The 22624-nt window shown below is 66.5% G+C and carries 19 protein-coding genes; 8 read left to right on the top strand and 11 right to left on the bottom strand.

The window, feature by feature from the left end:
• The first annotated feature begins 7 nt into the window (after positions 1-7).
• Positions 8-940, top strand: a complete 933-nt coding sequence (secF, locus tag GH664_RS02565; protein WP_153166586.1) for a protein translocase subunit SecF — start codon at positions 8-10, stop codon at positions 938-940.
• Positions 941-1270: 330 nt separating this feature from the next.
• Here secF and GH664_RS02560 read toward each other — a convergent pair whose 3' ends face one another.
• On the bottom strand, positions 1271-1588 hold the full coding sequence (locus GH664_RS02560; RefSeq protein WP_153166585.1) for a DUF2322 family protein: 318 nt from the start codon (positions 1586-1588) through the stop codon (positions 1271-1273).
• 134 nt (positions 1589-1722) lie between these two features.
• On the bottom strand, positions 1723-3099 hold the full coding sequence (gene purB, locus GH664_RS02555; protein ID WP_153166584.1) for an adenylosuccinate lyase: 1377 nt from the start codon (positions 3097-3099) through the stop codon (positions 1723-1725).
• Between the two features lie 68 nt (positions 3100-3167).
• Between purB and apaG the strand changes: the two genes are divergently transcribed.
• Positions 3168-3551 (top strand): Co2+/Mg2+ efflux protein ApaG, encoded by a 384-nt coding sequence (gene apaG / locus GH664_RS02550; RefSeq protein ID WP_153166583.1) that lies wholly within the window; start codon positions 3168-3170, stop codon positions 3549-3551.
• Positions 3552-3566: 15 nt separating this feature from the next.
• Here apaG and argJ read toward each other — a convergent pair whose 3' ends face one another.
• Positions 3567-4805, bottom strand: coding sequence for a bifunctional glutamate N-acetyltransferase/amino-acid acetyltransferase ArgJ (gene argJ, locus GH664_RS02545; RefSeq protein ID WP_153166582.1), 1239 nt, complete (start codon positions 4803-4805; stop codon positions 3567-3569).
• A gap of 344 nt (positions 4806-5149) precedes the next feature.
• Between argJ and GH664_RS02540 the strand changes: the two genes are divergently transcribed.
• The 5 genes from GH664_RS02540 to GH664_RS02520 all read left to right on the top strand — a co-directional run bounded on the left by GH664_RS02540 (position 5150) and on the right by GH664_RS02520 (position 11433).
• Entirely contained in the window at positions 5150-7030 is a 1881-nt protein-coding gene (locus GH664_RS02540; RefSeq protein WP_153166581.1) for a hypothetical protein, read from the top strand.
• A 496-nt stretch (positions 7031-7526) separates the two neighbouring features.
• A complete protein-coding gene (locus GH664_RS02535) occupies positions 7527-9404 on the top strand; it encodes a hypothetical protein (RefSeq protein WP_153166580.1) in 1878 nt (625 codons plus the stop codon).
• A gap of 74 nt (positions 9405-9478) precedes the next feature.
• Positions 9479-9844: a hypothetical protein gene (locus tag GH664_RS02530; RefSeq protein ID WP_194270306.1), complete on the top strand. Its 366-nt coding sequence runs from the start codon at positions 9479-9481 to the stop codon at positions 9842-9844.
• 11 nt (positions 9845-9855) lie between these two features.
• Positions 9856-10560 (top strand): C39 family peptidase, encoded by a 705-nt coding sequence (locus GH664_RS02525; RefSeq protein WP_153166579.1) that lies wholly within the window; start codon positions 9856-9858, stop codon positions 10558-10560.
• Between the two features lie 12 nt (positions 10561-10572).
• The gene (locus GH664_RS02520) at positions 10573-11433 is read left to right on the top strand and encodes a hypothetical protein (RefSeq protein WP_153166578.1); all 861 of its coding nucleotides are present in this window, start codon (positions 10573-10575) and stop codon (positions 11431-11433) included.
• 81 nt (positions 11434-11514) lie between these two features.
• Here GH664_RS02520 and GH664_RS02515 read toward each other — a convergent pair whose 3' ends face one another.
• The 3 genes from GH664_RS02515 to secA form a co-directional block, all read right to left on the bottom strand.
• Positions 11515-12687, bottom strand: a complete 1173-nt coding sequence (locus tag GH664_RS02515; protein ID WP_228111349.1) for an acetate kinase — start codon at positions 12685-12687, stop codon at positions 11515-11517.
• 147 nt (positions 12688-12834) lie between these two features.
• A complete protein-coding gene (locus GH664_RS02510) occupies positions 12835-14166 on the bottom strand; it encodes a sigma-54 dependent transcriptional regulator (RefSeq protein ID WP_153166576.1) in 1332 nt (443 codons plus the stop codon).
• A gap of 428 nt (positions 14167-14594) precedes the next feature.
• Positions 14595-17333 carry a preprotein translocase subunit SecA gene (secA, locus tag GH664_RS02505; RefSeq protein WP_153166575.1) on the bottom strand — a complete coding sequence of 913 codons (2739 nt, stop codon included), beginning with the start codon at positions 17331-17333 and terminating at the stop codon, positions 14595-14597.
• Between the two features lie 99 nt (positions 17334-17432).
• Between secA and GH664_RS02500 the strand changes: the two genes are divergently transcribed.
• Entirely contained in the window at positions 17433-17864 is a 432-nt protein-coding gene (locus GH664_RS02500; RefSeq protein ID WP_153166574.1) for a DUF721 domain-containing protein, read from the top strand.
• Positions 17865-17889: 25 nt separating this feature from the next.
• Here the strand turns inward: GH664_RS02500 and GH664_RS02495 are convergent, their stop codons facing one another.
• The 5 genes from GH664_RS02495 to GH664_RS02475 form a co-directional block, all read right to left on the bottom strand.
• Complete coding sequence (locus tag GH664_RS02495) at positions 17890-18078, bottom strand: hypothetical protein (RefSeq protein WP_153166573.1); 189 nt, start codon at positions 18076-18078, stop codon at positions 17890-17892.
• A 70-nt stretch (positions 18079-18148) separates the two neighbouring features.
• Positions 18149-19072 (bottom strand): UDP-3-O-acyl-N-acetylglucosamine deacetylase, encoded by a 924-nt coding sequence (gene lpxC, locus GH664_RS02490; RefSeq protein ID WP_153166572.1) that lies wholly within the window; start codon positions 19070-19072, stop codon positions 18149-18151.
• A 216-nt stretch (positions 19073-19288) separates the two neighbouring features.
• The gene (gene ftsZ, locus GH664_RS02485) at positions 19289-20431 is read right to left on the bottom strand and encodes a cell division protein FtsZ (RefSeq protein ID WP_153166571.1); all 1143 of its coding nucleotides are present in this window, start codon (positions 20429-20431) and stop codon (positions 19289-19291) included.
• A gap of 141 nt (positions 20432-20572) precedes the next feature.
• The gene (ftsA, locus tag GH664_RS02480; protein WP_153166570.1) at positions 20573-21802 is read right to left on the bottom strand and encodes a cell division protein FtsA; all 1230 of its coding nucleotides are present in this window, start codon (positions 21800-21802) and stop codon (positions 20573-20575) included.
• Positions 21799-22590: a cell division protein FtsQ/DivIB gene (locus GH664_RS02475; protein ID WP_228111367.1), complete on the bottom strand. Its 792-nt coding sequence runs from the start codon at positions 22588-22590 to the stop codon at positions 21799-21801. Before GH664_RS02475 ends, ftsA begins: the two co-directional genes overlap by 4 nt.
• Positions 22591-22624 lie beyond the last annotated feature (34 nt).

The following is a 22624-nucleotide window of genomic DNA, read 5'->3' as shown; positions in this document are numbered from 1 at the left end:
GGCAATCATGGAATTCTTCCGCATCAAGAAAGACATCCCCTTCATGCGCCATGCGCTGGTGTTCAACGTGATTTCGTTGATCACCTTCCTGCTGGCGGTGTTCTTCCTCGCCACCCGCGGTCTGCATCTGTCGGTGGAGTTCACCGGCGGCACGCTGGTGGAAGTCACCTACGCCGAGGCGCCGCAGCTCGAGCCGATCCGCGAGGCGCTGGCGGCCAGCGGCTACCCGGACGCGCAGGTGCAGAACTTCGGCAGCGCCCGCGACCTGCTGGTGCGCCTGCCGAACCGCGACGATCTGGACACCAACGGCGTCTCCGAGAAGGTCATGGGCACGCTGAAGGGCGTCGCCGGCCCGGTGCCCGAGCTGCGCCGGGTGGAGTTCGTCGGCCCGCAGGTGGGCAAGGAGCTGGCCTCCGATGGCGCGATGGCGCTGCTGCTGGTGATCGTCGGCATCGTGGTGTATCTGGCGTTGCGCTTCGAATGGCGTTTCGCGGTGTCGGCGATCATCGCCAACCTGCACGACGTGATCATCATCCTGGGCTTCTTCGCCTTCTTCCAGTGGGAGTTCTCGCTGCCTGTGCTGGCGGCGGTGCTGGCGGTGCTGGGCTATTCGGTGAACGAGTCGGTGGTGGTGTTCGACCGCGTGCGCGAGACGTTCAAGAAGAAGCGCAACCTCACCACGCCGCAGGTGCTGGATCACGCGATCACGAGCACGATCTCGCGCACCATCATCACCCACGGCAGCACGCAGGTGATGGTGCTGTCGATGCTGCTGTTCGGCGGCGAGACGCTGCACTACTTCGCGATGGCGCTGACCATCGGCATCTGCTTCGGCATCTATTCGTCGGTGCTGGTGGCGAGCCCGCTGGTGATGTGGCTGGGCGCGTCGCGCGAGCAGTTCGTGAAGCCGAAGAAGGAAAAGGAAGAGGCGGTGGTCTGAGGCCTCACGCTCTTCCGGATGTGCAAAAGGCGCCCTTGTGGCGCCTTTCTTTTTTGGGGAGGCTGTGCCCGCCAGATCGTGCTTTCGGTCCGGTCGCGGGGCGGGTGCAGCGGTCGCCGCCTGCATTCGCGGCCTGCGGCTGCCCTCGGCGGAGGACGCCGCGGGGGCTGCGACGCAAACTCGTCGCTGCGCTCCTCAGACATGCGTCGCCTTGTTTCCCCCGCGACGCCCTCCACCTCGGCGCTCATGAAGTTGGCGCCCGCTGCGCCCGCCCCGCGACCTCGTGCGGTGGACCTTTTCGCCCGTCGAAACGACGGCGCTGTACGTCGTTTATACGGCGAAAACCTGCTTCACGCGCAACGTCTCGCCGCGCTCGGTCAGGCCGATCAGGCGGTCGATGTTGGGGTGCTTGCCGGGGTTCAGGCGTGCGTCCTCGCTGTGCTCGGCGTACAGCTCGATACCCTTCTTCGCCGCCTCGGGCGTGATCGCGCCGTAGAGCTGGGCCAGGTGGTTATAGACGGCAAGCGAGCCGGCCTGGCCCGGCTTGTTCTCGATGGTGGCGACGACCGCATCGGCGGCGTCGATCAGGTTCAGCGCGGCGAGGTGCGAAATGCCTGGAAGGGTCTTGAGGTTGTCTGAAAAAGCCATGTGAAGTCCCGAAATGTCGAATGAGCAAATCCGTCAGCAGCGAGCCAGCCTCGTCCGGAACGGCCAATCGCGGTCAAGCCCGCTCCTACATGCGAGGCTACCGTGTAGGAGCGGGCTTGACCGCGACCAGAACGTCAGATGCGACGCGCCAGCTCGGCGGCCTTGCCGACGTAGCTCGCCGGCGTCATCGCCAGCAGGTGGTCGCGCGCCTCGGCGGGAATCGCCAGCGTGCGGATGAAGTCCTGCAGCGCCTCGCGGGTGATGCCCTTGCCGCGGGTCATCGCCTTCAATTGCTCGTACGGGTTCTCGATGCCGAAGCGGCGCATCACCGTCTGCACCGGCTCGGCCAGCACTTCCCAGCACTCGTCGAGGTCGGCGGCGAGGCGCGCCGGATCGGCTTGCAGCTTGCCCAGGCCGCGCAGACAGCTATCGAGCGCGAGCACGGTATGGCCGAAACCCACGCCCATGTTGCGCAGCACGGTCGAGTCGGTCAGGTCGCGCTGCATGCGCGAGATCGGCAGCTTTTCCGAGAAGTGCTTGAGCACCGCGTTGGCGAGGCCGAAGTTGCCTTCGGCGTTCTCGAAGTCGATCGGATTGACCTTGTGCGGCATCGTCGAGGAGCCGACTTCGCCTTCCTTCAGCTTCTGTTTGAAGTAGCCGAACGAGATGTACATCCAGATGTCGCGGCAGGCGTCGATCAGCATCGTATTGCCGCGGGCGATGGCGTCGAAGAGCTCGGCCATGGCGTCGTGCGGTTCGATCTGGATCGTGTAGGCGTTGAAGGTGAGCCCCAGCGACTCGATGAAGCGCTTGTTGAAGCCTTCCCAGTCGAATTCCGGCCAGGCCGACAGGTGGGCGTTGTAGTTGCCGACCGCGCCATTGAACTTGGCCGTCATGTCGACGCCGACGATCGCGGCACGGGCGCGCATCAGGCGCGCGGCGATGTTGGCCATCTCCTTGCCGAGCGTGGTCGGGCTGGCGGGCTGGCCGTGGGTGCGCGACAGCATCGGCAGGTCGGCGAGCTGATGGGCGAGCTCGCGGAAGCGCGCGATCACCGCGTCGAGCGCCGGCAGCAGCACCTTGTCGCGGCCTTCGGCCAGCATCAGCGCGTGCGAGGTGTTGTTGATGTCTTCCGAGGTGCAGGCGAAGTGGATGAACTCGGAGACCTTCATCACTTCCGGATTGTGGCCGAGGCGCTTCTTCAGCCAGTACTCCATCGCCTTCACGTCGTGGTTGGTGGTGGCCTCGATCGCCTTCACCGCTTCGCCGTCATCGGTGGAGAAGCCCGCGACCACCGCGTCGAGCTCGGCGACGGTCGCCGCCGAAAAGGGCGCGATCTCGGCCAGCGCAGGCTCGGCGGCGAGCGCCTTGAGCCACTCGACCTCGACCTTGACGCGATTGCGGATCAGGCCGTGCTCGGAGAAATGGTCGCGCAGGCCGGCGACCTTGCCGTGGTAGCGGCCATCAAGCGGAGACAGGGCGGTGAGCGGGGAAGGAGCGGCGACAGACATGACAGGACTTCCGGACAAAATGTTATTTTACCGCCTCGCTCCCCAACCCGCAGGACAGAGGCGCCCCAGTGAGCTCACCGGACAGCTACCGCATCGAAGTCCAGGCCGTCGCCGAATTCGTGCCGGCCCAGTCTCGCCCCGATGACGAGCATTTCGTCTTCGCCTACCACGTCACCATCCGCAACACCGGCACCGTTCCGGCACAGCTCGTCAGCCGGCACTGGGTCATCACCGACGGCACCGGCAAGGTGCAGGAAGTGCATGGCCAGGGCGTGATCGGCGAACAGCCGCTGCTGGCGCCGGGCGACAGCTACAGCTACACGAGCGGCTGCGTGCTCGAGACGCCGGTCGGCACCATGCACGGCAGCTACCAGATGGTGGCCGAGGACGGTCACCCCTTCGAAGCGGAGATCCCGCCCTTCATGCTGGCGATGCCCAGGGTGCTGCATTGAGCATCGACGCGGGAATCAGCTCCGGTAATCGGCGTTGATCTTCACGTAGTCGTAGGAGAAATCACACGTCCACACGGTGGCCGCGGCGCTGCCGCGGGCGAGGTCGATGCGCACGGTGAGTTCGGCGTGCTGCATGATGCGTGCCCCGGCTTCCTCCTGGTAGCTCGCGGCGCGGCCGCCGTGCTCGGCGACGAGGACGGATTCTTCCGGGCTGCCCAGCCAGACACGCAGTGCAGCCACATCGAGATCATCGATGCCGGCGTAGCCAATCGCCGCCAGGATGCGCCCGAGGTTCGGGTCGGAGGCGAAGAAGGCGGTCTTCACCAGCGGCGAGTGGCCCACCGCGTAGGCGACCTTGCGGCACTCCTCGCGATCCTTGCCGCCCTCGACGACGATGCTCATGAACTTGGTCGCGCCCTCGCCGTCGCGCACGATGGCCTGCGCCAGCGCGATCGAGACGTCGACCACGGCGTCACGCAGCACCTTGTAGTCGGCGCTCCCGGCGTCGGCGATCTCGGCGTTGCCGGCCTGGCCGGTGGCGATGAGGATGAAGGAATCGTTGGTCGAGGTGTCGCCGTCGACGGTGATGCTGTTGAAGGACAGGTCGGCCGCCTCCTTCACCAGCGCCTGCAGCAGCGGCTGGCTCACCGCTGCGTCGCAGGCGAGGAAGCCGAGCATCGTCGCCATGTTGGGCCGGATCATGCCGGCGCCCTTGCTGATGCCGGTCAGCGTCACTGTGCGGCCGCCGATCTGCACCTGCCTCGACACCGCCTTGGCGAGCGTGTCGGTGGTCATGATGGCGTGCGCGGCGTCGAACCAGGCGTCGGCGCGCAGGTCGGCGATCGCCCGCGGCAGGCCGGCCACCAGACGGTCGACCGGCAGCGGCTCGAGGATCACGCCGGTGGAGAACGGCAGCACCTGCGCCGCCTTCACCCCCAGTTGCGCCGCCACCGCCTCGCAGGTGGCCACCGCGTTGTTCAGCCCGGGCTCACCGGTGCCCGCGTTGGCCACGCCGGTGTTGATCACCAGCGCGCGGATGTCGCCGCCGTCAAGATGCGCGCGGCACACCTGCACCGGCGCCGCGCAGAAGCGATTCTGGGTGAAGACGCCCGCAGCGCGGCTGCCTGCCGCCAGCTCGATCACGGTGAGATCGCGGCGATTGGCCTTGCGGATGCCGGCTTCGGCGATTCCCAGGCGGACGCCGGCAACCGGCAGCAGATCGGCGGGATTCGGAAGGTTGAGGTTGACAGCCATGCAGGTCTCCGGAAGTGGTCGGGATCGAAGCGGCATCGGCAGACGCGACGCGACAGGACGGCGAATGATAGCGGATTCGCTCAGCGGCCATCGCATCCGCGGCCGGTCATGGGCGGCGGGGATCGACCTCCTCCCCTGCGCCGCACAGCCCTCCTCGACGGCGACGTGTAACGAAAATTGACAAACTCGCGACGGACGCGCCCGGCAGCGTGCGCCGACAGGGGGGCAGCGCCGCTCTTGCCTGCGCGGCTGAGCATCCACCGGGCAGTGGCACAGGAAATGCTGACGTTGTTCCCGAGGCACGGCGCGTTGCCATGTCTTGACACCAGTCAGAGGAGGAAGCCATGAAACAGAGTGTGCTCGCGAGCGCAATTGCACTCGCCTTCGGTTTTGCAACACAGGCGTCGGCGAACCCGACCAACACCGTGACAGAGGCCACAACGTCGGCGGAGCAGACCGCGACCGCCAACTCCCAGCAGGGCGGCACCGGCCCGCAGGCCAACGAGAATTCCAAGGCGTACTGGTCCGCCAACCAGGACAGCAGCAACAACTCCAACAACAGCCAGCACAGCTCCCAGAAGAACAACAACAGCACGGGTGACAACCGCAACAACGAAGGCCGGGCCTCGGCGAGCGACTACGCCACGGCGGCGAACAACGGCGGCTCCGCGAGTAATGCCATCAACAACGCGTTCAACAAGAGCGCCGCGATGGCCATCTCGAAACTCAGCGGCGTGGTCACCGGCGTCAAGGTGCACGGGCTGGGCAATCAGGCCAGCAATGAAGGAAGCGCCAATGGCGCCAATGGCGGGACAGCCTTCGGTGGCAACGGCGGCATGGCCTATGGCGGCAGCGCCAAGGGCGGCAACGGCGGCGACGGCGGCAAGGCCTTCGGTGGCAATGGTGGCGACGGCGCCCGGGGTGGTTCGGCAAGCGGCGGCGACGCCTACAGCGGCGATGCCAAGGGCTACGCAAGCGGCGGCAAGGCCTACGGTGGCAATGCCGATTCCGGCTCGGTCAGGGCCGGCGGCGGCGGCTCCGCAACAGGAGGCGACGCGGCGAGTGGCTATGCCAAGGGAGCCGGCGGTGGCGATGGCGGCAATGCCAGCAAGGCCGCGGCCTACGGCGGCGGCGACGCCTACTCCAAGGTCGGCTCGTCGGCCGACTCCGGCAGGGCGAGTGGCGGTGATGCCTATGGCTACACCGGCGGCACGAAGGCGAGCGGCGGCGACGCCGGCTCGACGGCCAGCAGCTACGGTGGCTACGGCAAGGGCAGCGGCGGCGATGCCGGTGCGATGACCAAGGCGAGCGTCGGTAGCGCTGAGGCAAGCAGCAAGGCCGGCGGCAGCGGCGCCAGCGGTGGCAGCGCGGATGCCGGCGGCGCCTGGGCCAAGGCGATGAATGCGGACGCGAATGCACGCCGCAGCGGCAACGACACGGCCAACGCCAGCAACAACGCGCAGGCCACCGGCGGCACCGGCGGCACGGGTGGCAATGCCACGTCGGCCGGCGGCCAGACCGGCCCGTCGCAAGCGCAGGGCGGCAACAACCAGCAAACCGCAGGGGCGACCGGCGGCAATGCGACCGGCACCGGCGGTGGCGCCACTGCAAGCGCGGGCGCCACGGGCGGCAACGCCGGCGCCAATGGCGGCACCAACACGTCGAACGGCGGCCAGGCCGCATCGGGCACCGCATCGGCCAACTCCGGCAACAGCTCGGCGATCGCCGGCGCTGGCGGTAACGCCGCCAACAACGGCGGTGCCGGCGGCAATGGCGGCACCGCGCAAACCGGCGTCGCCACCGGTGGCTCCGCCAATGGCGGCGCCGGCGGCCAGGCCTCGAGCGGCGTTGCCAGCGGCGGCGCAGCGAACGGCGGTGGCGGTTCCGGCAGCTCGACCAGCGGCCTGGCCTCGGGCGGTTCGGCGAGCGGCGGCGCCGGTGGTGCAGGCGGCACCGGCCAGGGTGGTTCCGGTGGTGCGGGTGGCGCTGGTGGCTCGCTCACCGCAGGCAACGCCACGGGCGGCGCTGGCCAGGGCGGCGCCGGCGGCACAGGTGGCAATGGTGGAACGGTGATGGTGGATGCCGGCACCTTCAACATGTCCAACTCCATCGGCGGCAGCTTCACGAATGGCGCAGGCATCATCATCAATGCCATGAACAGCGGAATCGGCGCGCTGGTTCAGCAAAGCGCGAACGTTCAGGCCAACCTGAACTTCAACCGCTGACCGGTGCCGGCGGCAGGGGCCAACCACCCCTGCCGCAGCACGCCGATACATGCGAGGCCAGGAGGCACTGCGCACCCGGTCGCATGTTTCACCCCCCTCGAAAGCCGCGCACTGCGCGGCTTTTTTTTGCGTACGCACGTCGCGGCCAGCTGCGCGGTGCAGGAAACGGTGGCAGTGCCCATTCCGCGCCTAGAACCTTTGGGTGATACACAAGTGAAACACCCCCGTCCAAGCCAGATGACTGCGCCAGATGATTGTTTTTGTTGTCTTTTGATGTAACAACCGGTTTCCGGGCGGTCGCCGCACTTGGGCGTATGGTGTATCAGATCTGTAACGGTCACCCCCTCCCCGCACCTCGCAGGCGGCACGCCAACGCCGCCCTTCGCTGAAACACCGCGCGCTACATGGCTTGCGGACCCTGGCATGGGAGTTGCGATCCCTCGTATCGAGGCAGGGCGCGTCGCCGTGTCTTGACACCAATTCAGCGGAGGAAGCCATGAAACTCAGTCTGCTCGCGAGCGCAATCGCCCTCGCGTTCGGTTTTGCCACGCAGGCATCGGCAAACCCGACCAACACCCTCGATTCCGCGGATACCGCAACGCAGACCGCGACGGCGAACTCGACCCAGGGCGGCACCGGGCCGCAGGCCAACGAGGGTTCCATCGCCAAGTGGTCGCAGGACACCGATAGCAGCAACAACTCCGACAACAGCGTGCACACGCACGAACGCAACAACAACAGCCAGGGCAGCAACCGCGACAACGACGGCAAGGCGTCGGCGCGCGACTACGCCACGGCGGCGAACAACGGTGGTAGCGCGACGTCGAGCATCGACAATGCGTTCAATACCAGCAAGGCGGTGGCGCTGTCCAAGCTCGAGGGCTCGGTGACGCACATCAAGGTGCATGGCCTCGGTAACAACGCCGCCAACTTCGGCGATGCCAACGGCGGCGCCGGCGGCAAGGCCTATGGTGGCGACGGCGGCAAGGCGGTCGGCGGCAGCGCCAAGGGTGCCAACGGCGGCGATGGCGGCAAGGCCTGGGGTGGCGACGGCGGCAACGGCGCCAAGGGCGGCAGCGCCTGGGGCGGCAACGCCGACAGCGGCAGCGCGAAGGCCGCAGCGTCCGGCGGCAAGGCGAGCGGTGGTAGCGCAGACTCCGGCTACGTGAAGGCCGGCGGTGGCGGCGATGCCAACGGCGGCGGGGCCGACTCGGGCGGCGCCTGGGGCGCCAGCGGCGGCGACGGCGGCAACGCCCGCAACGCCAGGGCCGGTGGCGGCGGGGATGCCACCGCCAAGGTCGGCTCCTCGGCAGATACCGGCAAGGCGAGTGGCGGCGACGCCAAGAGCATGGTCGGCAGCACCAGGGCTGGCGCGGGCGATGCGACGTCGAGCAGTAGCGCGTCCGGCGGCAACGCCAAGGGCTACGGCGGCGATGGCTGGTCTGCGGCCAAGGCCTCCGTCGGCGGAGCGGATGCCGGGAGTAAGGCCGGCGGTAGCGGTGCGGACGGCGGTAGCGCCGGCGGCGGCGCGGCGAACGCGAGGGCGATCGACGCCACCGCGAATGCGCGTGGTTCCGGCAACGACAGCGCGACCGCGTCCAACACCTCGACCTCCGGCGGCGGCGCTGGCGGCAGCGGTGGCGCAGCGCAGTCGGCCGGCGGCACGACGGGCGCGGCGACGGCCAATGGCGGCGCCAGCACCCAGACCGCCAGTGCGGCTGGCGGTGCCGGTTCGGGTACTGGCGGAGCAGGTAGCGCGACCAACTCGGCAGCAGGCGGTGCGGCCACCGCGACTGGCGGCAGCGGCAGCGCGACCGGCGGTGCCGGCGCCTCCGGCGCGGCGACTGCGACTTCTGGCGCCGGCACGGCGACGGGCGGCGCTGGCGGCCTGGCGTCGAACACCGGTGGCGCAGCCGGCAACGGCGGCACCGCGACCAGCGGCTCGGCGAGCGGCGGCTCGGCCACCGCGGGCAATGGCGGGACCGCCAACAGCGGCGCTTCGACCGGCGGCGGAGCCAACGGCGGCGGCGCCACGACGACGGCCAGCAGCGGTGACTCCAATGGCGGCGGCGCCAACGGCGGTGCGGGCGGCGGCGGCGGAGCCGGCAATGGCGGCACGGGCGGTGCCGGCGGCGGCGGCGGCACGGTGACCGCCGGCGCGGCCAACGGTGGCGCAGGCAACGGCGGCAGCGGCGGTGCGGGCGGCGCAGGCGGCGCGGTGAGCGTCGCGGCGGGCACCTTCGACATGTCGAACACCATCAGCGGCAGCTTCAGCAACGGCGCCGGCATCATCATCAATGCCATGAACAGCGGCATCGGTGCCCTGGTGCAGCAAAGCGCCAACGTGCAGGCCAACCTGAACTTCAACAGGTAAGCCTCAAACGGATGCCGGCCGTCAGCAACCGACGTGCCGGCATCCGGGCGCGAGCATCCAAGGAGAAAGCAACCATGAGATCTGCCGCACTGATGATCGCGTTGGGAATTGGATTGGCCGCGACCTGCGCCACACCCGCTGGGGTGCACGCGGAGGAAGGTGCTGCGCTGAGTTCGGACTCCGCTCCGTTCGTCCTCGGGCACAAGCTGGTGGATATCGAGACGCTTGCAGAGCAACGGGGCGGTGCCGACACCCGGCTCAGCGAGATCCGCGCCGTGGGCTCGGTGGAGGATGTGAAGGCCTACGATCTGACGACGGGTCACAACGTCATTTCGGAAGGCTCGTTCGCCGGCACTGCCGGCATGCCGCTGGTGGTCCAGAATTCGGGCAACGGCGTGCTGATTCAGAACGCGGTCATCCTCAATGTCGAGGTCCACTAGCGGAGATGAGCATGAACGCGCTCGGTCTGCGTAGGCTGTTCGTTTGCGCCGTGGCGGTGTCACTCGGTAGCGCCGCCACGGGCACCCGTGCCGACAATCTGAGCCTGGTGGCGCCGCTGGGTGGCAGCATGAACGTACCCGCCGTCAGCATGAAGCAGGCTCGCTTCGTTTCCACCCTGCACCAACAGTACGATTTCAGTTGCGGCTCAGCCGCGCTTGCGACACTGCTGAGCCACCATTACGGCCAGAAGGTGGACGAAGCCACGGTGTTTCAGGCCATGTTCGAGCGCGGCAATCGCGAGAAGATCCGTCGAGAAGGCTTCTCGATGCTGGACATGAAGCTCTACCTCGACAGCAAAGGCTTCAACGCCACCGGCGTGGAGGCGACGCTGGACGAACTGGGCAAGGCAAAAGTACCGGCCATCGCATTGATCAACGAAAACGGCTACGCGCATTTCGTGGTCATCAAGGGGTTGCGGCCGGGCGACGTTCTGATCGGCGACCCCGCCGCAGGCACGCGCGTGGTCCCTCGCGCAGAATTCGAGCGCCACTGGATGAACAACATCCTGCTGGTGGTGAACAACCGGATCGAACTTGCCCGCTTCAATCAGGACGTCGACTGGCGCGTACGCCCGAAGGCGCCGCTACGCAGCGGACTGAACGAGGGCGGCATCGACATGCAGTTGCTTCAGCAACGCAGCCTGGTGGACTTCTGAGCGGAGATGGACGTGGACCTTCGCAAGCCGCTGATGTGTGCGTTGCCGCTGCTCCTGGTCGGGGTCATGGTGCTGCCCGACGAGGCGACATCCAACGGCCGGGGAAGCAGCTCTCTCGCAGGAAATGGCTTCAAGCCCGGGAAGTGCGCAATCGACCCGCCGGCTGAACTGCTCGCCCTCTCCGACTGGCCGCTCGACAGCGGGGACAGTTGCCTGGGCGGCAGCAACATGGCCGATGCGCGAACTGCGGACGCGAGGCTCGCTGAAGTTGTGGAGGCCCGCGTGCGCCCGGTGCGCGAGATCCTCGTTGCCAGCATCGAGGAAATGCCGCCAGCGGCCACAACCCGCGCGCACCACGAGACGGATGGCGCAGCGGACGAGACTGTCGCACCGACGTCAGCGCCCTTGCGGGCACGTGAAACCAAGGCGGTAAAGGGAGTTGAACTGCTGGCACGCGCCGGCGTGGAAGACGACCAGCTCGACAACTTGCGCGGCGGCTTTCAGACGGCTGATGGTCTCAGCGTGAGCTTCGGCATCGAGCGTGTGGTGTACGTGAATGGCGTACTGCAGAGCACCACCGCCCTGCGCGTGGAAGATCTGGGTCGCCTGCAGGGAGGTGCAGCGGGTCCAACCGCAGTTCTGCCACCGGGCGCGACCGTCGCGCTGATCCAGAACGGAAGCGGCAATGCGGTCGCGACGAACGCGTTATCCGGATCGGCGCTCGGCACGATCATCCAGAACTCGGTCGACAACCAGAAGATCCAGACGGTGACGACCGTGAATGCGACGGTCAACAGCGTGCAGGCACTTCAGAACCTGCGGATGCAAAGCTCACTGCAGGAAGCCCTGAACCGCGCCACGATGACGCGCTAGAAAAGGCGCGGCACCATTCCAGCGCCTCGGCAAACCGCGACAACCGCGGTGCCGAGGCCCATCCGTTCCCACAAAGACTGGTCAGAAGGAGAGCGGCGTCCTGAGTGTGAGTTGAACGTCCGGGGTGTCCCGCGTGACACCGACACCTAGGGACAGATTCAATGTGCGCTGCGAATTCAGCTTGTAGGAGTATCCAAGCAGAAGGGAACCGAGTTGCACACGAACGCCTTTGGCCCTAGAGCCGTTCTCGAACGTGGCGTCCGTCTTCCCCACGGACAGATGATCGTAGCCAATGCTGAATGATGAACGTTCGTTGAGTGCGAGCCCCATGCCGAAGTTAAAGCCAAAGACTCCTCCAGGCTGAATCTCGGCATAATTCGCGCGTGCGGTGTCGGGCACGACGTTGGGGGTTACGTTGTCCCGCTTGAAGCTGTACTGGTAGCTGATGCCGCCAAAGAAGACCGCTGGGTCCGAGGGAATCAGCACAGTCAGGCCTGGTGTCAGCGAGTAAAACCCGGAGCCGGTAGGTAGCTCCTCCTGCACGCCAGATGTCCTTGCCCCGTCCGCCTGAAAGCTCGTCCTGACCTCGAATGGATCCTTGCCGGTGCGGGTCTTGAGTCGCATCGAGGCGATGTAATACGGCGAGTCGCCGCCGCCGTCATTGAGCTGGTAGCGTCCGATCAGCTCCACATCGCCCAGGCCGCGCCCCGAACTATCGACGAAGAACTCGTCGGTGGCTTGGCCAGTGAAGACCTCCCTTCCACGTGTATTGTCGAAGCGATACACGTACGGTATCCGCGCCTCCAGTTCGAAGCGGTTGGTGATTCCGCGGCGGAGGGCGAGCGTACCGGTGAAGCTGTTGGACTTCACGTTGCGAACGTCGATGAGGCCGATCAGGATCGCCGGAATCACCGTGTAGCCGACGAGCGCAATCTTGTCCGACGACGAGTAGGAGTATTGCAGCGACGGCTCGACGATCCACTTGCCGGGCGGCGTGAGCACGCCGGGCTGCTCGAAGATCGGCGCCACTTCGGGCGGCCGCTCCGGCGCGGCCGGCGCCTGACCGACAGGGCGGGGCGATTCCGCGGCAGGCGCCGCCTGTGCCACCGCCGGCGGCGTGTCGCCGCGTCCGCGGCGGTTCAGGTCGAGTTGGCGCCGCAGCTCGGCCAGCGCCGACTCCTGCCGCTGCAACTCGCGCTTCATCAGCTCGATCTGCCGGGTCTGCACGTCGAGTTGCTGCTGCACGCCTTCCATACCCGAGGCCGCCTCCTCAGCGGCCAGCGCGCCATTGGCAGACGCAACCAGCAACAGCCCGGCGACCGGAGACCGCAGCCTACCCGTCGGACGAAACAAGCACACCATGACACCCCCCAGTGGACAGTCAAGCCGCCATCGGTGCGGCTAGAGAATGATTTTCAAACGATCGATCATGCGGTACAGCGTGACACGGGATATTCCGAGCTGACGGGCCGTCTCGGAGACGTTGTTGCGATGCCTGCGCAGGCTGGTCTCGATGACCTCACGCTCGATCGACGAGCGAAGTTCTTCGAGCGTGGGCGCCGCGGTTGCCGCATCTGCCACTGACAGCCCCAGGTCGGCAGCGGTGATGAGCTTGTGCTCGCTCATGATCATCGCCTGCTGCACGCGATTGATCAGCTCGCGCACATTGCCGGGCCATGGGTGGTCGACCATGGCGCGTATGGCCTCGGAGCTGAAGCCCTTCACCTGCGAGCTCTTCTGGTGCCGATTGTCGGCAAAGATGGCGTCCGCCAGGCGCGGGATATCCTCCTTTCGCTCGCGCAGCGGCGGCACGTGCAGATGCAGGACATTCAGGCGGTAATACAGATCCTGCCGGAACTTGCCCTCGAGGACGGCACGTGCAAGGTCGACGTGGGTTGCAGCAATCACACGCACGTCTACCTTCACCCGCTCGGTGGAACCCACCCGTGTGATCACTTTCTCCTGCAGGAAGCGCAGGAAGCTGGCCTGAAGGTCGAGCGGCAGATCGCCGATTTCGTCGAGAAACAGCACGCCTCCGCTGGCGGCCTCGATGTTTCCCACCTTGCGCTGGTTCGCACCGGTGAATGCTCCACGCTCGTAACCGAACAGCTCGGAGTGGATGAGCGAGGACGCGATCGCACCGCAGTTCATGGCGATGAAGGGACCGCGCCCCCTTGCCGAGTGCTGGTGGATGGCGTGTGCGACGAGTTCCTTTCCCGAACCGGACTCGCCGCCGATGAGCACGGGAGCGTCCACCGTGACCACCTTCTCCAGTTGCCGGTAGAGCTGCAGCATCCTCGGGCTCGAGCCCGTCATGCCATAGCGCCCGGACACATGCGGTACTTCACTGTCGCGGGTGCAGAAGCGGACTTTGCCGTAGGCGTGCCCGAGAGAGAACTGCAGCCGTTCGCGATCGATCGGCATCGAGTGGAAGTCGTGGAACTGGCGCAGGATTCCCGCCGGGAAGGCTCGGGTGCGCAACAATCCCTCACCCAGAATCGCAATCCACTCGATGTCGTGGAGGGAAATGAGCGCCTCCACCTCGCGCTCGCCCCAGGACGAGACGGAATCGAACACGACAAGGCCGACCGAGGCCTCACTTGACCCTAGCGCACGGCGTGCAGCGTCGAGGGAGGAAACCTCGAGAAAATCCCAGTCCTGCAGCTCAAGCGCACGCAGCTCGGAGCACAGGGCGCCCACCCTGTCGAGGACCAAAACCTTACGACTGGACATTGCGACGGCAATGGTCAAGCAACACGGCAGGGATGGGGCTTCGGCATGCTGCCCCGCTCGATTGGTTCATAGCTCCTCCAGTTCTCCGGTCGCAGCCAGTCCTCGCCTCATCGGGCGGGGGGGCAAGGCTGGAAAAACCCAGCCTTTGCATCCCGCGCCGTAGCTCTTCCCCTGCGACCTCATGTCGCCGGTTCGTTGCGAACCGGGCGACCAACCGGTAGCGGCCTTCTTGGGAGACCTTACTGACCGGCACAGAAACCTAGCAACTACTCTGCCAGAACAATTTTATTATTTTTATACAGTCACTTATTGAATCAAACCCTAGACCGGAACGGTCCAGTGTAAATTTTTTCGACAAGTCGGCAAGCGTGCCTGGATTGTGTGGCGCACAGCCTCCACGCCAACGCATATGGGCAGGCGCAGATCGATCAGCTCAGCTTGCCGTGGCAATGCTTGTATTTCTTGCCCGACCCGCAGGGGCAGGGGTCGTTGCGGCCGACCTTGGGGGCCAGGTTGTGGTGCGGCTCGTTGCCGGCCGGTTGCTCCGGGTTCGCCGCGGCCAGCGCCTCGTCGTAGTCGGCGTGCTGGTACTGGACGTTCTCCAGCTCGGGGGGTGCCTCGGCCTCCTCGAGCTGGGTTTCGGTGCGGATCTGCACCGTCGTCAGCAGCTTGGTGACATCGACCCGCACCATGTCGAGCAGCGACTCGAACAGTTCGAAGGCTTCGCGCTTGTATTCCTGCTTGGGGTTCTTCTGCGCGTAGCCGCGCAGGTGGATGCCCTGGCGCAGGTGGTCGAGCGCCGCGAGGTGCTCGCGCCAGTGCGTGTCCAGGCTCTGCAGCATCACGTTGCGCTCGAACTGGTGCCAGGCGCCCGGATCGACCATCGCCACCTTGGCCGCGTAGGCCTCTTCTCCGGCGTCGATGATGCGCTGCAGGATGGATTCGTCGTCCAGGCCCGGCTCGGCCTTGATCCACTCGCCCAGCGGCAGCCTGAGCTGGAAGTCGGCGGCGAGGGCCTGCTCGAGCGCGCCGATCTCCCACTGCTCCTCCACGCTGTCGACCGGCACGTAGCGGCGGAAGGTGTCGTGCAGCACGCCCTGGCGCATCGCGCGGATGGTGTCGGAGATGTCCTCGGTTTCGAGCAGTTCGTTGCGCTGCTGGTAGATGACCTTGCGCTGGTCGTTGGCGACGTCGTCGTATTCCAGCAACTGCTTGCGGATGTCGAAGTTGCGCTGCTCGACCTTGCGCTGCGCGGACTCGAGCGAGCGCGTCACCATGCCGTGCTCGATCGCCTCGCCCTCGGGCATCTTCAGCCGCACCATGATCGCGTTGAGACGTTCGCCGGCGAAGATCTTCATCAGCGGATCTTCCAGCGACAGGTAGAAGCGGCTGGAGCCCGGGTCGCCCTGGCGGCCGGAGCGGCCACGCAACTGGTTGTCGATGCGGCGCGATTCGTGGCGTTCGGTGCCGATGATGTGCAGGCCGCCGGCGGCGATCACCTGTTCGTGCACCTTCTTCCATTCCTCGCGCAGCGTGGCGATCTTAGCTTCCTTCTGCTCGGCTGAGAGGCTCTCATCGTCCCGCACCGCGGCGACCGGCTTCTCGACGTTGCCGCCGAGCACGATGTCGGTGCCGCGGCCGGCCATGTTGGTGGCGATGGTCACCATGCCGGGACGGCCGGCCTGGGCGACGATCTGCGCCTCGCTCTCGTGCTGCTTGGCGTTCAGCACCTGGTGCGGGATCTTCGCCTGCTCGAGGAAGCCGGAGAGGAACTCGTTGGTCTCGATCGAGGTGGTGCCGACCAGCACCGGCTGTCCGCGCTGGACGCAGGCGCGGATGTCGTCGATCACCGCATTCCACTTCTCGTTCGCGGTGCGGTAGACCTTGTCGTTCTCGTCCTTGCGCTGGGTGGGCTTGTTGGTCGGAATCACCACCGTCTCGAGGCCGTAGATCGAGTGGAATTCGAAAGCCTCGGTGTCGGCCGTGCCGGTCATGCCGGCGAGCTTGCCGTACATGCGGAAATAGTTTTGGAAGGTGATCGAGGCGAGGGTCTGGTTCTCGGCCTGGATGCGCACGCCTTCCTTCGCTTCGACGGCCTGATGCAGGCCATCCGACCAGCGCCGGCCGGGCATCAGGCGGCCGGTGAATTCGTCAACGATGATGACTTCGCCGTTCTGCACCACGTATTGCTGGTCCTTGTGGTACAGGGCGTGGGCGCGCAGCGCCGCGTACAGGTGATGCACCAGCAGGATGTTGCCCGGCTCGTACAGACCGCTGCCTTCGTCCAGCAGGCCCAGGCGCACGAGGATCTGTTCTGCCGTCTCGTGACCCTGCTCGGTGAGCAGCACCTGATGCGCCTTCAGATCGACGGTGTAGTCGCCCGGCTCGGACACTTCGTCCTTGTCGTCGAGACCGCCTTCCTGGCGCTTGAGCATCGGCGCCACCTGGTTCATCTTGAGGTAGAGCTCGGTGTGGTCTTCGGCCTGGCCGGAGATGATCAGCGGCGTGCGCGCCTCGTCGATCAGGATGGAGTCCACCTCGTCGACGATGGCGAAGTTCAGGCCGCGCTGCACGCGCTCGCCGACCGCGTACACCATGTTGTCGCGCAGATAGTCGAAGCCGAACTCGTTGTTGGTGCCGTAGGTGATGTCGGCGGCGTAGGCGGCCTGCTTGGCCTCGTGCCCCATGCGCGAAAGGTTGCAGCCGGTGGTGAGGCCGAGGAAGCCGTAGATGCGGCCCATCCACTCGGCGTCGCGGCTGGCGAGATAGTCGTTCACCGTGATGACGTGCACGCCCTTGCCGGTCAGCGCGTTGAGGTAGGCCGGGAGCGTTGCGACCAGCGTCTTGCCCTCGCCCGTGCGCATTTCTGCGATCTTGCCGTCGTGCAGCACCATGCCGCCGATGAGCTGCACGTCGAAGTGGCGCATGCCATGCACGCGCTTGCCCGCCTCGCGCACCACCGCGAAGGCCTCGGGCAGGATGGCGTCGAGCGCTTCTCCGTTGGCGACTCGCTGCTTGAATTCGGCGGTCTTGCCGCGCAGCGCCTCGTCGGACAGCGCGGAGATTTCCGGCTCGAGCGCATTGATCTTGCGCACGGACTGGGAGTACTGACGGACGAGACGGTCGTTACGACTACCGAAGATTTTCTTGAGCAGGCCGGAGATCATGTTTGGGTGTGACGTCGATTCGGCAAAACGCACAGTCTATCATGTCGGGCTAAGCCGCCTCATGAACGACTCCGGCGGCGACACTGGATGACGCCTACGATGTCACAGCTTCTGAACCGCTTTCTCGGCAGCGGCGAGGCGCTTGCCCGCCTGCAGGATCACGCCGCACGCCTGCGCCGGCTGCAACTCGTGCTCGAGCGCGGGCTGCCGCCGCTGCTTGCCGGCCTGTGCCGGGTGGCGAACCTGAAGGACGGCACCCTGGTGCTGAGCGCGAGCGGGGGCCCGGCTGCGGCACGCCTGCGGCAACTGACGCCCAGCCTGGTCGAACATTTCGTGCAGGCTGGGCATGCGGTGCAGATCATCAAGGTCAAGGTCGCCACCCCGGAAACGCCGCAGTGGCGCCGCCCTCCCACCGAGCGCCACATTTCGGCCGATGCCCGCGCCAGCCTCACCCGCTTTGCCGCCACGCTGCCGCCGGACTCACCGTTGCGCGCCTCGCTGGAGCGGCTCGCGCAACGCAGCCGGGAGTGAGAAGAACAAGAAGAAGCGGGCTGCCTCAGCCCAGCGGCACGAGCACACGCTCGAGCGCGAACATGGCGAGCAGCAGGAAGATGACGACCGCCGCCACGCGGAAGGCCTTCCACGCCCAGGTGCGATAGCGCGGGTTGCCAGTCAGCATCCACAGCAGCAGCGAACCGCCGATACCGAGCACCGCCAGCAGCAACAACAGCCGCATGATCAGCATGCCGGCCCCCCCTCGACAGCAGCGGGCTCGCAGGCGGTCATTGCACACCAGGAGGCGGGGGCGCGCAGGTTCATACGCCCGAAAGAATCGGTGCGAACTGGTGCGCCACAGCCGCGGGCGTGGCGCCCGCCTGCTCGAAAGTGACGATTTCCCAGGCCTCGCGGTCTTCCAGCAGCACGCGCAGGATCTGGTTGTTCAGCGCATGGCCCGACTTGTGCGCGGAATAGGCAGCCAGCAGTGGATGGCCACACAGGTAAAGGTCGCCGATCGCATCCAGCACCTTGTGCTTGACGAACTCGTCCGCGTAGCGCAGGCCATCGGCATTGAGCACGCGGTACTCGTCCATCACGATGGCGTTGTCGAGGCTGCCACCCAGTGCCAGCCCCACTGCGCGCATCGACTCCACGTCCTGCATGAAGCCGAAGGTGCGTGCGCGCGCGACATCGCGTACATAGGACTGCTCGGCGAAATCGACCGTCACGGACGTCGAGGTGCTGTCGATGGCCGGATGGTTGAAGACGATGGAGAAGGTCAGGCGAAAGCCGTCGTAGGGCTCGAGGCGGACCCACTTGTCGCCCTCGCGATATTCGACCGGCTTCTTCACGCGCATGAACTTCTTCGCCGCGTTCTGCTCCTCGATGCCCGCCGATTGCAGCAGGAAGACGAAGGGGCCGGCGCTCCCGTCGAGGATGGGAATCTCCGGGGCGTCCACATCGACGTGCAGGTTGTCGATGCCCAGCCCGGCGAGCGCGGACATCAGGTGCTCGACGGTGCCAACTTTCTCGCCCCCCTTTTCCAGGCCGGAACACATGCGCGTGTCGCACACGGCGTAAGGATCGGCAGGAAGATCCAGCGGCGGATCGAGATCGACGCGATGGAAGACGATGCCAGTGTCAGGCGCGGCCGGGCGCAGCACCAGCGACACCTTGCGGCCGCCGTGCAGGCCGACGCCTGTCGCCTTGACGATGGACTTGAGGGTGCGCTGCCTGATCATCTGGAAAATCCTCTTTCAGGCCAGCAGTTTATCACGCGGCCTGCGGCCGCCGAGGCAATGGCACCGATGGCCGCGGTCTGTTGCGCAACGAGATGTTGCTGTGCAGCAACGGTGCCGACAGCCAGCGGTCGCTCGCACAAAAAATCAAGGGCACCTGACCGGGACCGGAGGCAGCGATCCCGATGAGGTGCCCCGAGGGCGCGAGGCCCGCCGCGGTCAGTCGGCCTGGCGGCGCAGGAAGGCCGGGATGTCGTAGGTGCCGATGCCGTTGGTGCTCATCGCCTCGACCGTCGTGCGGCGGCCGCTGCGGATCACCGCAGGCACGTCGAGGTTGTTCATGTCGACCGTGCCACCGCTCATCGGACCATAGGTGCCGGTGCCGGCCACCACCTGCATCACCGGCTGGCGCACTGCGCGCGGCGTACCCAGGCCGGTGGCGACGACGGTGATGCGGATGCGGTCTTCCATCGTCTCGTCGAACACGGTGCCGTACTTGACGAAGGCTTCGGGCGCGGCGAAGGCCTGCACCGTCTTCACTGCATCACGCACTTCCGACATCTTCAGCGACTTGCTGGCGGTGATGTTGATCAGCACGCAGCGCGCACCGGACAGCTCGGTGCCTTCGAGCAGCGGCGACACGGCAGCCTGCTCGGCGGCGATGCGCGCGCGATCCATGCCGGCCGCCTCGGCCGAACCCATCATGGCGCGGCCCATCTCCGCCATCGCGGTGCGCACGTCCTGGAAGTCGACGTTGACCAGGCCGGGCACGTTGATGATCTCGGCGATGCCGCCCACCGCGGAGCGCAGCACGTTGTCGGCGGAACGGAAGCACTCCTCGAAGCCGGCATCGTCGCCGAAGACGTCGAGCAGCTTGTCGTTGAGCACCACGATCAGCGAATCGACGTGGCGGGTGAGCTCCTCGACACCGCTCTCGGCGACGCGGATGCGGTTCTCGAAGTCGAAGGGCTTGGTGACCACCGCGACGGTGAGGATCCCCATTTCCTTGGCGATCTCGGCCACCACGGGCGCCGCACCGGTGCCGGTGCCGCCGCCCATGCCGCCGGTGATGAACACCATGTGCGCGCCCTCGAGCGCGGCGGCGATCGTGTCGCGCGATTCCTGTGCAGCGGCACGGCCAGCTTCCGGCTTCGAACCCGCCCCCAGGCCGGTGGTGCCGAGCTGGACCTTGTGCGACGCGAGGCAGCGATTGAGCGCCTGCGCGTCGGTGTTCGCGGTGATGAACTGCACGCCCTGGACGCCTTCGCGGATCATGTGATCCACGGCGTTGCCGCCCGCACCGCCAACGCCGATCACCTTGATGATCGTCCCGGTCGGTTCCTTCTCAATGATTTCAAACATTTGCCTCGCCTCCAAGAATAACGATCCTGCTATCCACCGAACGCCGACCGGGCTTTATTTAGTATTGGCCGCAGAGTTTACTACTAAATCTGGACCCGGACGCAAGCCAACATTCAAAACGACTGGGCTCTCCCCTGCCGCTCAGAAATTCTTCTCGAACCACGACTTCATGCGGCCGAAGACCTGCCGCACGCTGCGCGTCTCGCGCGCCTGGATGCCGCGCCGACGCTGCGCCGCGCCCTCCATCACGAGGCCCATCGCGGTCGCATAGCGCGGCTGGCACACGACATCGGCCAGGCCGCCGTCGTACTGCGGCGCACCGACGCGCACCGGCATGTGGAACACGTCCTCGCCGAGTTCCACCATGCCGCGCATCACCGACGAGCCGCCGGTGAGCACGATGCCCGACGACAGCAGCTCCTCGTAGCCGCTGCGGCGCAGTTCCGCCTGCACCAGCTCGAACAGTTCCGACACGCGCGGCTCGATCACGTCCGCCAGCGCCTGGCGCGACAGTTTGCGCGGCGGACGGTCGCCGACGCCCGGCACCTCGATCATGTCGTCCGACTCGGCGAGCTGATGCATGGCCACGCCCTGGTGGATCTTGATCTCCTCGGCCTCGGCTGTCGGCGTGCGCAGCGCCATCGCGATGTCGTTGGTGATCTGGTCGCCGGCGACCGGGATGACGGCGGTGTGGCGGATGGCCCCCTGGGTGAACACCGCGATGTCGGTGGTGCCGCCACCGATGTCGACCAGGCATACGCCCAACTCCTTCTCGTCCTCGGTCAGCACCGCGTAGCTGGAGGCGAGCGGCTGCAGGATGAGGTCCATGACCTCCAGCCCGCAGCGACGCACACACTTGATCACGTTCTGGGCGGCCGAAACCGCGCCGGTGACGATGTGCACCTTCACTTCCAGGCGCACGCCGCTCATGCCGATCGGCTCGCGCACGCCGCCCTGGCCGTCGATGATGAATTCCTGCGTCAGGATGTGCAGGATCTGCTGCTCGGCCGGAATCGGCATCGCGCGCGCGACCTCGATCACGCGCTCGACGTCCATCGGCGAGACTTCCTTCTCCTTGATCGCGACCGTGCCGCTGGAGTTGAAACTCTTGATGTGGCTGCCGGCGATGCCGGTATAGACGTCGTGGATCTTGCAGTCGGCCATCAGCTCGACTTCCTGGATCACGCGCGAGATCGCATCCACCGTGGCTTCGATGTTCACCACCACGCCGCGCTTGAGGCCGGTGGTCGGCTGGGTGCCGAGGCCGATCACGTTCAGCCGCCCGTCCGGTCGCGCCTCGGCCACCATGCAGGTGACCTTGGAGGTGCCGATATCCAGCCCGACGATCAGATCCTTGTATTCCTTGCTCATTTCTTGCCCTTGACTGACGCAGCCGCCGCCGGTGTCGCGCTGGCGACCGGCGTCAACGCGAAACCGCTCGGATAGCGGAGATCCGCCACCGCGACCTGTGATCCAACCTGTTCCTGCACTTTCGGCCACACGGCGATGAAGCGTGCCAGCCTGTCCTTGAGCGGCGCGCGCTCCTGCTGGCGGCCGAGCACGATCACCATGCCGTTGTCCAGCGTCAGACGCCACGCTTCGCGCGCCGACAGCGCCAGGCCGACCAGCTTGAAGCCCAGCGGCTGCAGCATCGCCGAAAACTCCGTGTGGCGCGCCAGCAACCAGCCGGACGAGCCCTGCGGCCCATCGAACTGCGGCATCTGCGCGTTGCTGGCGGCGGTGAAGACCTCGCCGAACCGGTTCACCAGGCGGGCATCCCCGCTGTCCGACACTGTCCAGTAAGCGACGGCCTGGTGCTCCTCCAGGCGCAGCTCCACCGCGTCGGGCCAACGCCGGCGCACCTCGGCGCGCCGTACCCAGGGCAACTTCTCGTAGGCCGCACGGATCTCTTCCAGATCCATGGTGAAGAAGTTGCCGCGGATCGCTGTGCGCGCGACATATTCCAGTTGCGCCTCGGTCACCAGGGCTGGCGGCGTCTGTACGATCAGCTCGCGCACCGGGAACAGCGGACGCGACACGAACCAGATGACCAGCGCCCAACCGAGTCCGACCGCCGCGAACAGCATCAGCAGGTCGGAGATCAGGTTGAGCAGCGCCGGACGATGCCAAAGCCCGGTTTCGGGAACCTGCGCGCGCACGCCCGTCCCCGCCCCTGCGCGACCGCGGGTGACG

The organism is Thauera sp. 2A1 (assembly GCF_009469595.2).
Lineage (GTDB): Bacteria > Pseudomonadota > Gammaproteobacteria > Burkholderiales > Rhodocyclaceae > Thauera.
Note: the sequence above shows the minus strand (reverse complement) of the source record. Positions and strands in the feature narration are given on the sequence as shown.

What these genes read in the sequence shown, in the direction of transcription:
- secF (WP_153166586.1), top strand. Translation starts at nt 8, where the DNA reads ATGGAATTCTTCCGCATCAAGAAAGACATCCCCTTCATGCGCCATGCG.
- GH664_RS02560 (WP_153166585.1), bottom strand. Translation starts at nt 1,588, where the DNA reads ATGGCTTTTTCAGACAACCTCAAGACCCTTCCAGGCATTTCGCACCTC.
- purB (WP_153166584.1), bottom strand. Translation starts at nt 3,099, where the DNA reads ATGTCTGTCGCCGCTCCTTCCCCGCTCACCGCCCTGTCTCCGCTTGAT.
- argJ (WP_153166582.1), bottom strand. Translation starts at nt 4,805, where the DNA reads ATGGCTGTCAACCTCAACCTTCCGAATCCCGCCGATCTGCTGCCGGTT.
- GH664_RS02540 (WP_153166581.1), top strand. Translation starts at nt 5,150, where the DNA reads ATGAAACAGAGTGTGCTCGCGAGCGCAATTGCACTCGCCTTCGGTTTT.
- GH664_RS02535 (WP_153166580.1), top strand. Translation starts at nt 7,527, where the DNA reads ATGAAACTCAGTCTGCTCGCGAGCGCAATCGCCCTCGCGTTCGGTTTT.
- GH664_RS02530 (WP_194270306.1), top strand. Translation starts at nt 9,479, where the DNA reads ATGAGATCTGCCGCACTGATGATCGCGTTGGGAATTGGATTGGCCGCG.
- GH664_RS02525 (WP_153166579.1), top strand. Translation starts at nt 9,856, where the DNA reads ATGAACGCGCTCGGTCTGCGTAGGCTGTTCGTTTGCGCCGTGGCGGTG.
- GH664_RS02515 (WP_228111349.1), bottom strand. Translation starts at nt 12,687, where the DNA reads ATGGAAGGCGTGCAGCAGCAACTCGACGTGCAGACCCGGCAGATCGAG.
- GH664_RS02510 (WP_153166576.1), bottom strand. Translation starts at nt 14,166, where the DNA reads ATGTCCAGTCGTAAGGTTTTGGTCCTCGACAGGGTGGGCGCCCTGTGC.
- secA (WP_153166575.1), bottom strand. Translation starts at nt 17,333, where the DNA reads ATGATCTCCGGCCTGCTCAAGAAAATCTTCGGTAGTCGTAACGACCGT.
- GH664_RS02500 (WP_153166574.1), top strand. Translation starts at nt 17,433, where the DNA reads ATGTCACAGCTTCTGAACCGCTTTCTCGGCAGCGGCGAGGCGCTTGCC.
- GH664_RS02495 (WP_153166573.1), bottom strand. Translation starts at nt 18,078, where the DNA reads ATGCTGATCATGCGGCTGTTGTTGCTGCTGGCGGTGCTCGGTATCGGC.
- lpxC (WP_153166572.1), bottom strand. Translation starts at nt 19,072, where the DNA reads ATGATCAGGCAGCGCACCCTCAAGTCCATCGTCAAGGCGACAGGCGTC.
- ftsZ (WP_153166571.1), bottom strand. Translation starts at nt 20,431, where the DNA reads ATGTTTGAAATCATTGAGAAGGAACCGACCGGGACGATCATCAAGGTG.
- ftsA (WP_153166570.1), bottom strand. Translation starts at nt 21,802, where the DNA reads ATGAGCAAGGAATACAAGGATCTGATCGTCGGGCTGGATATCGGCACC.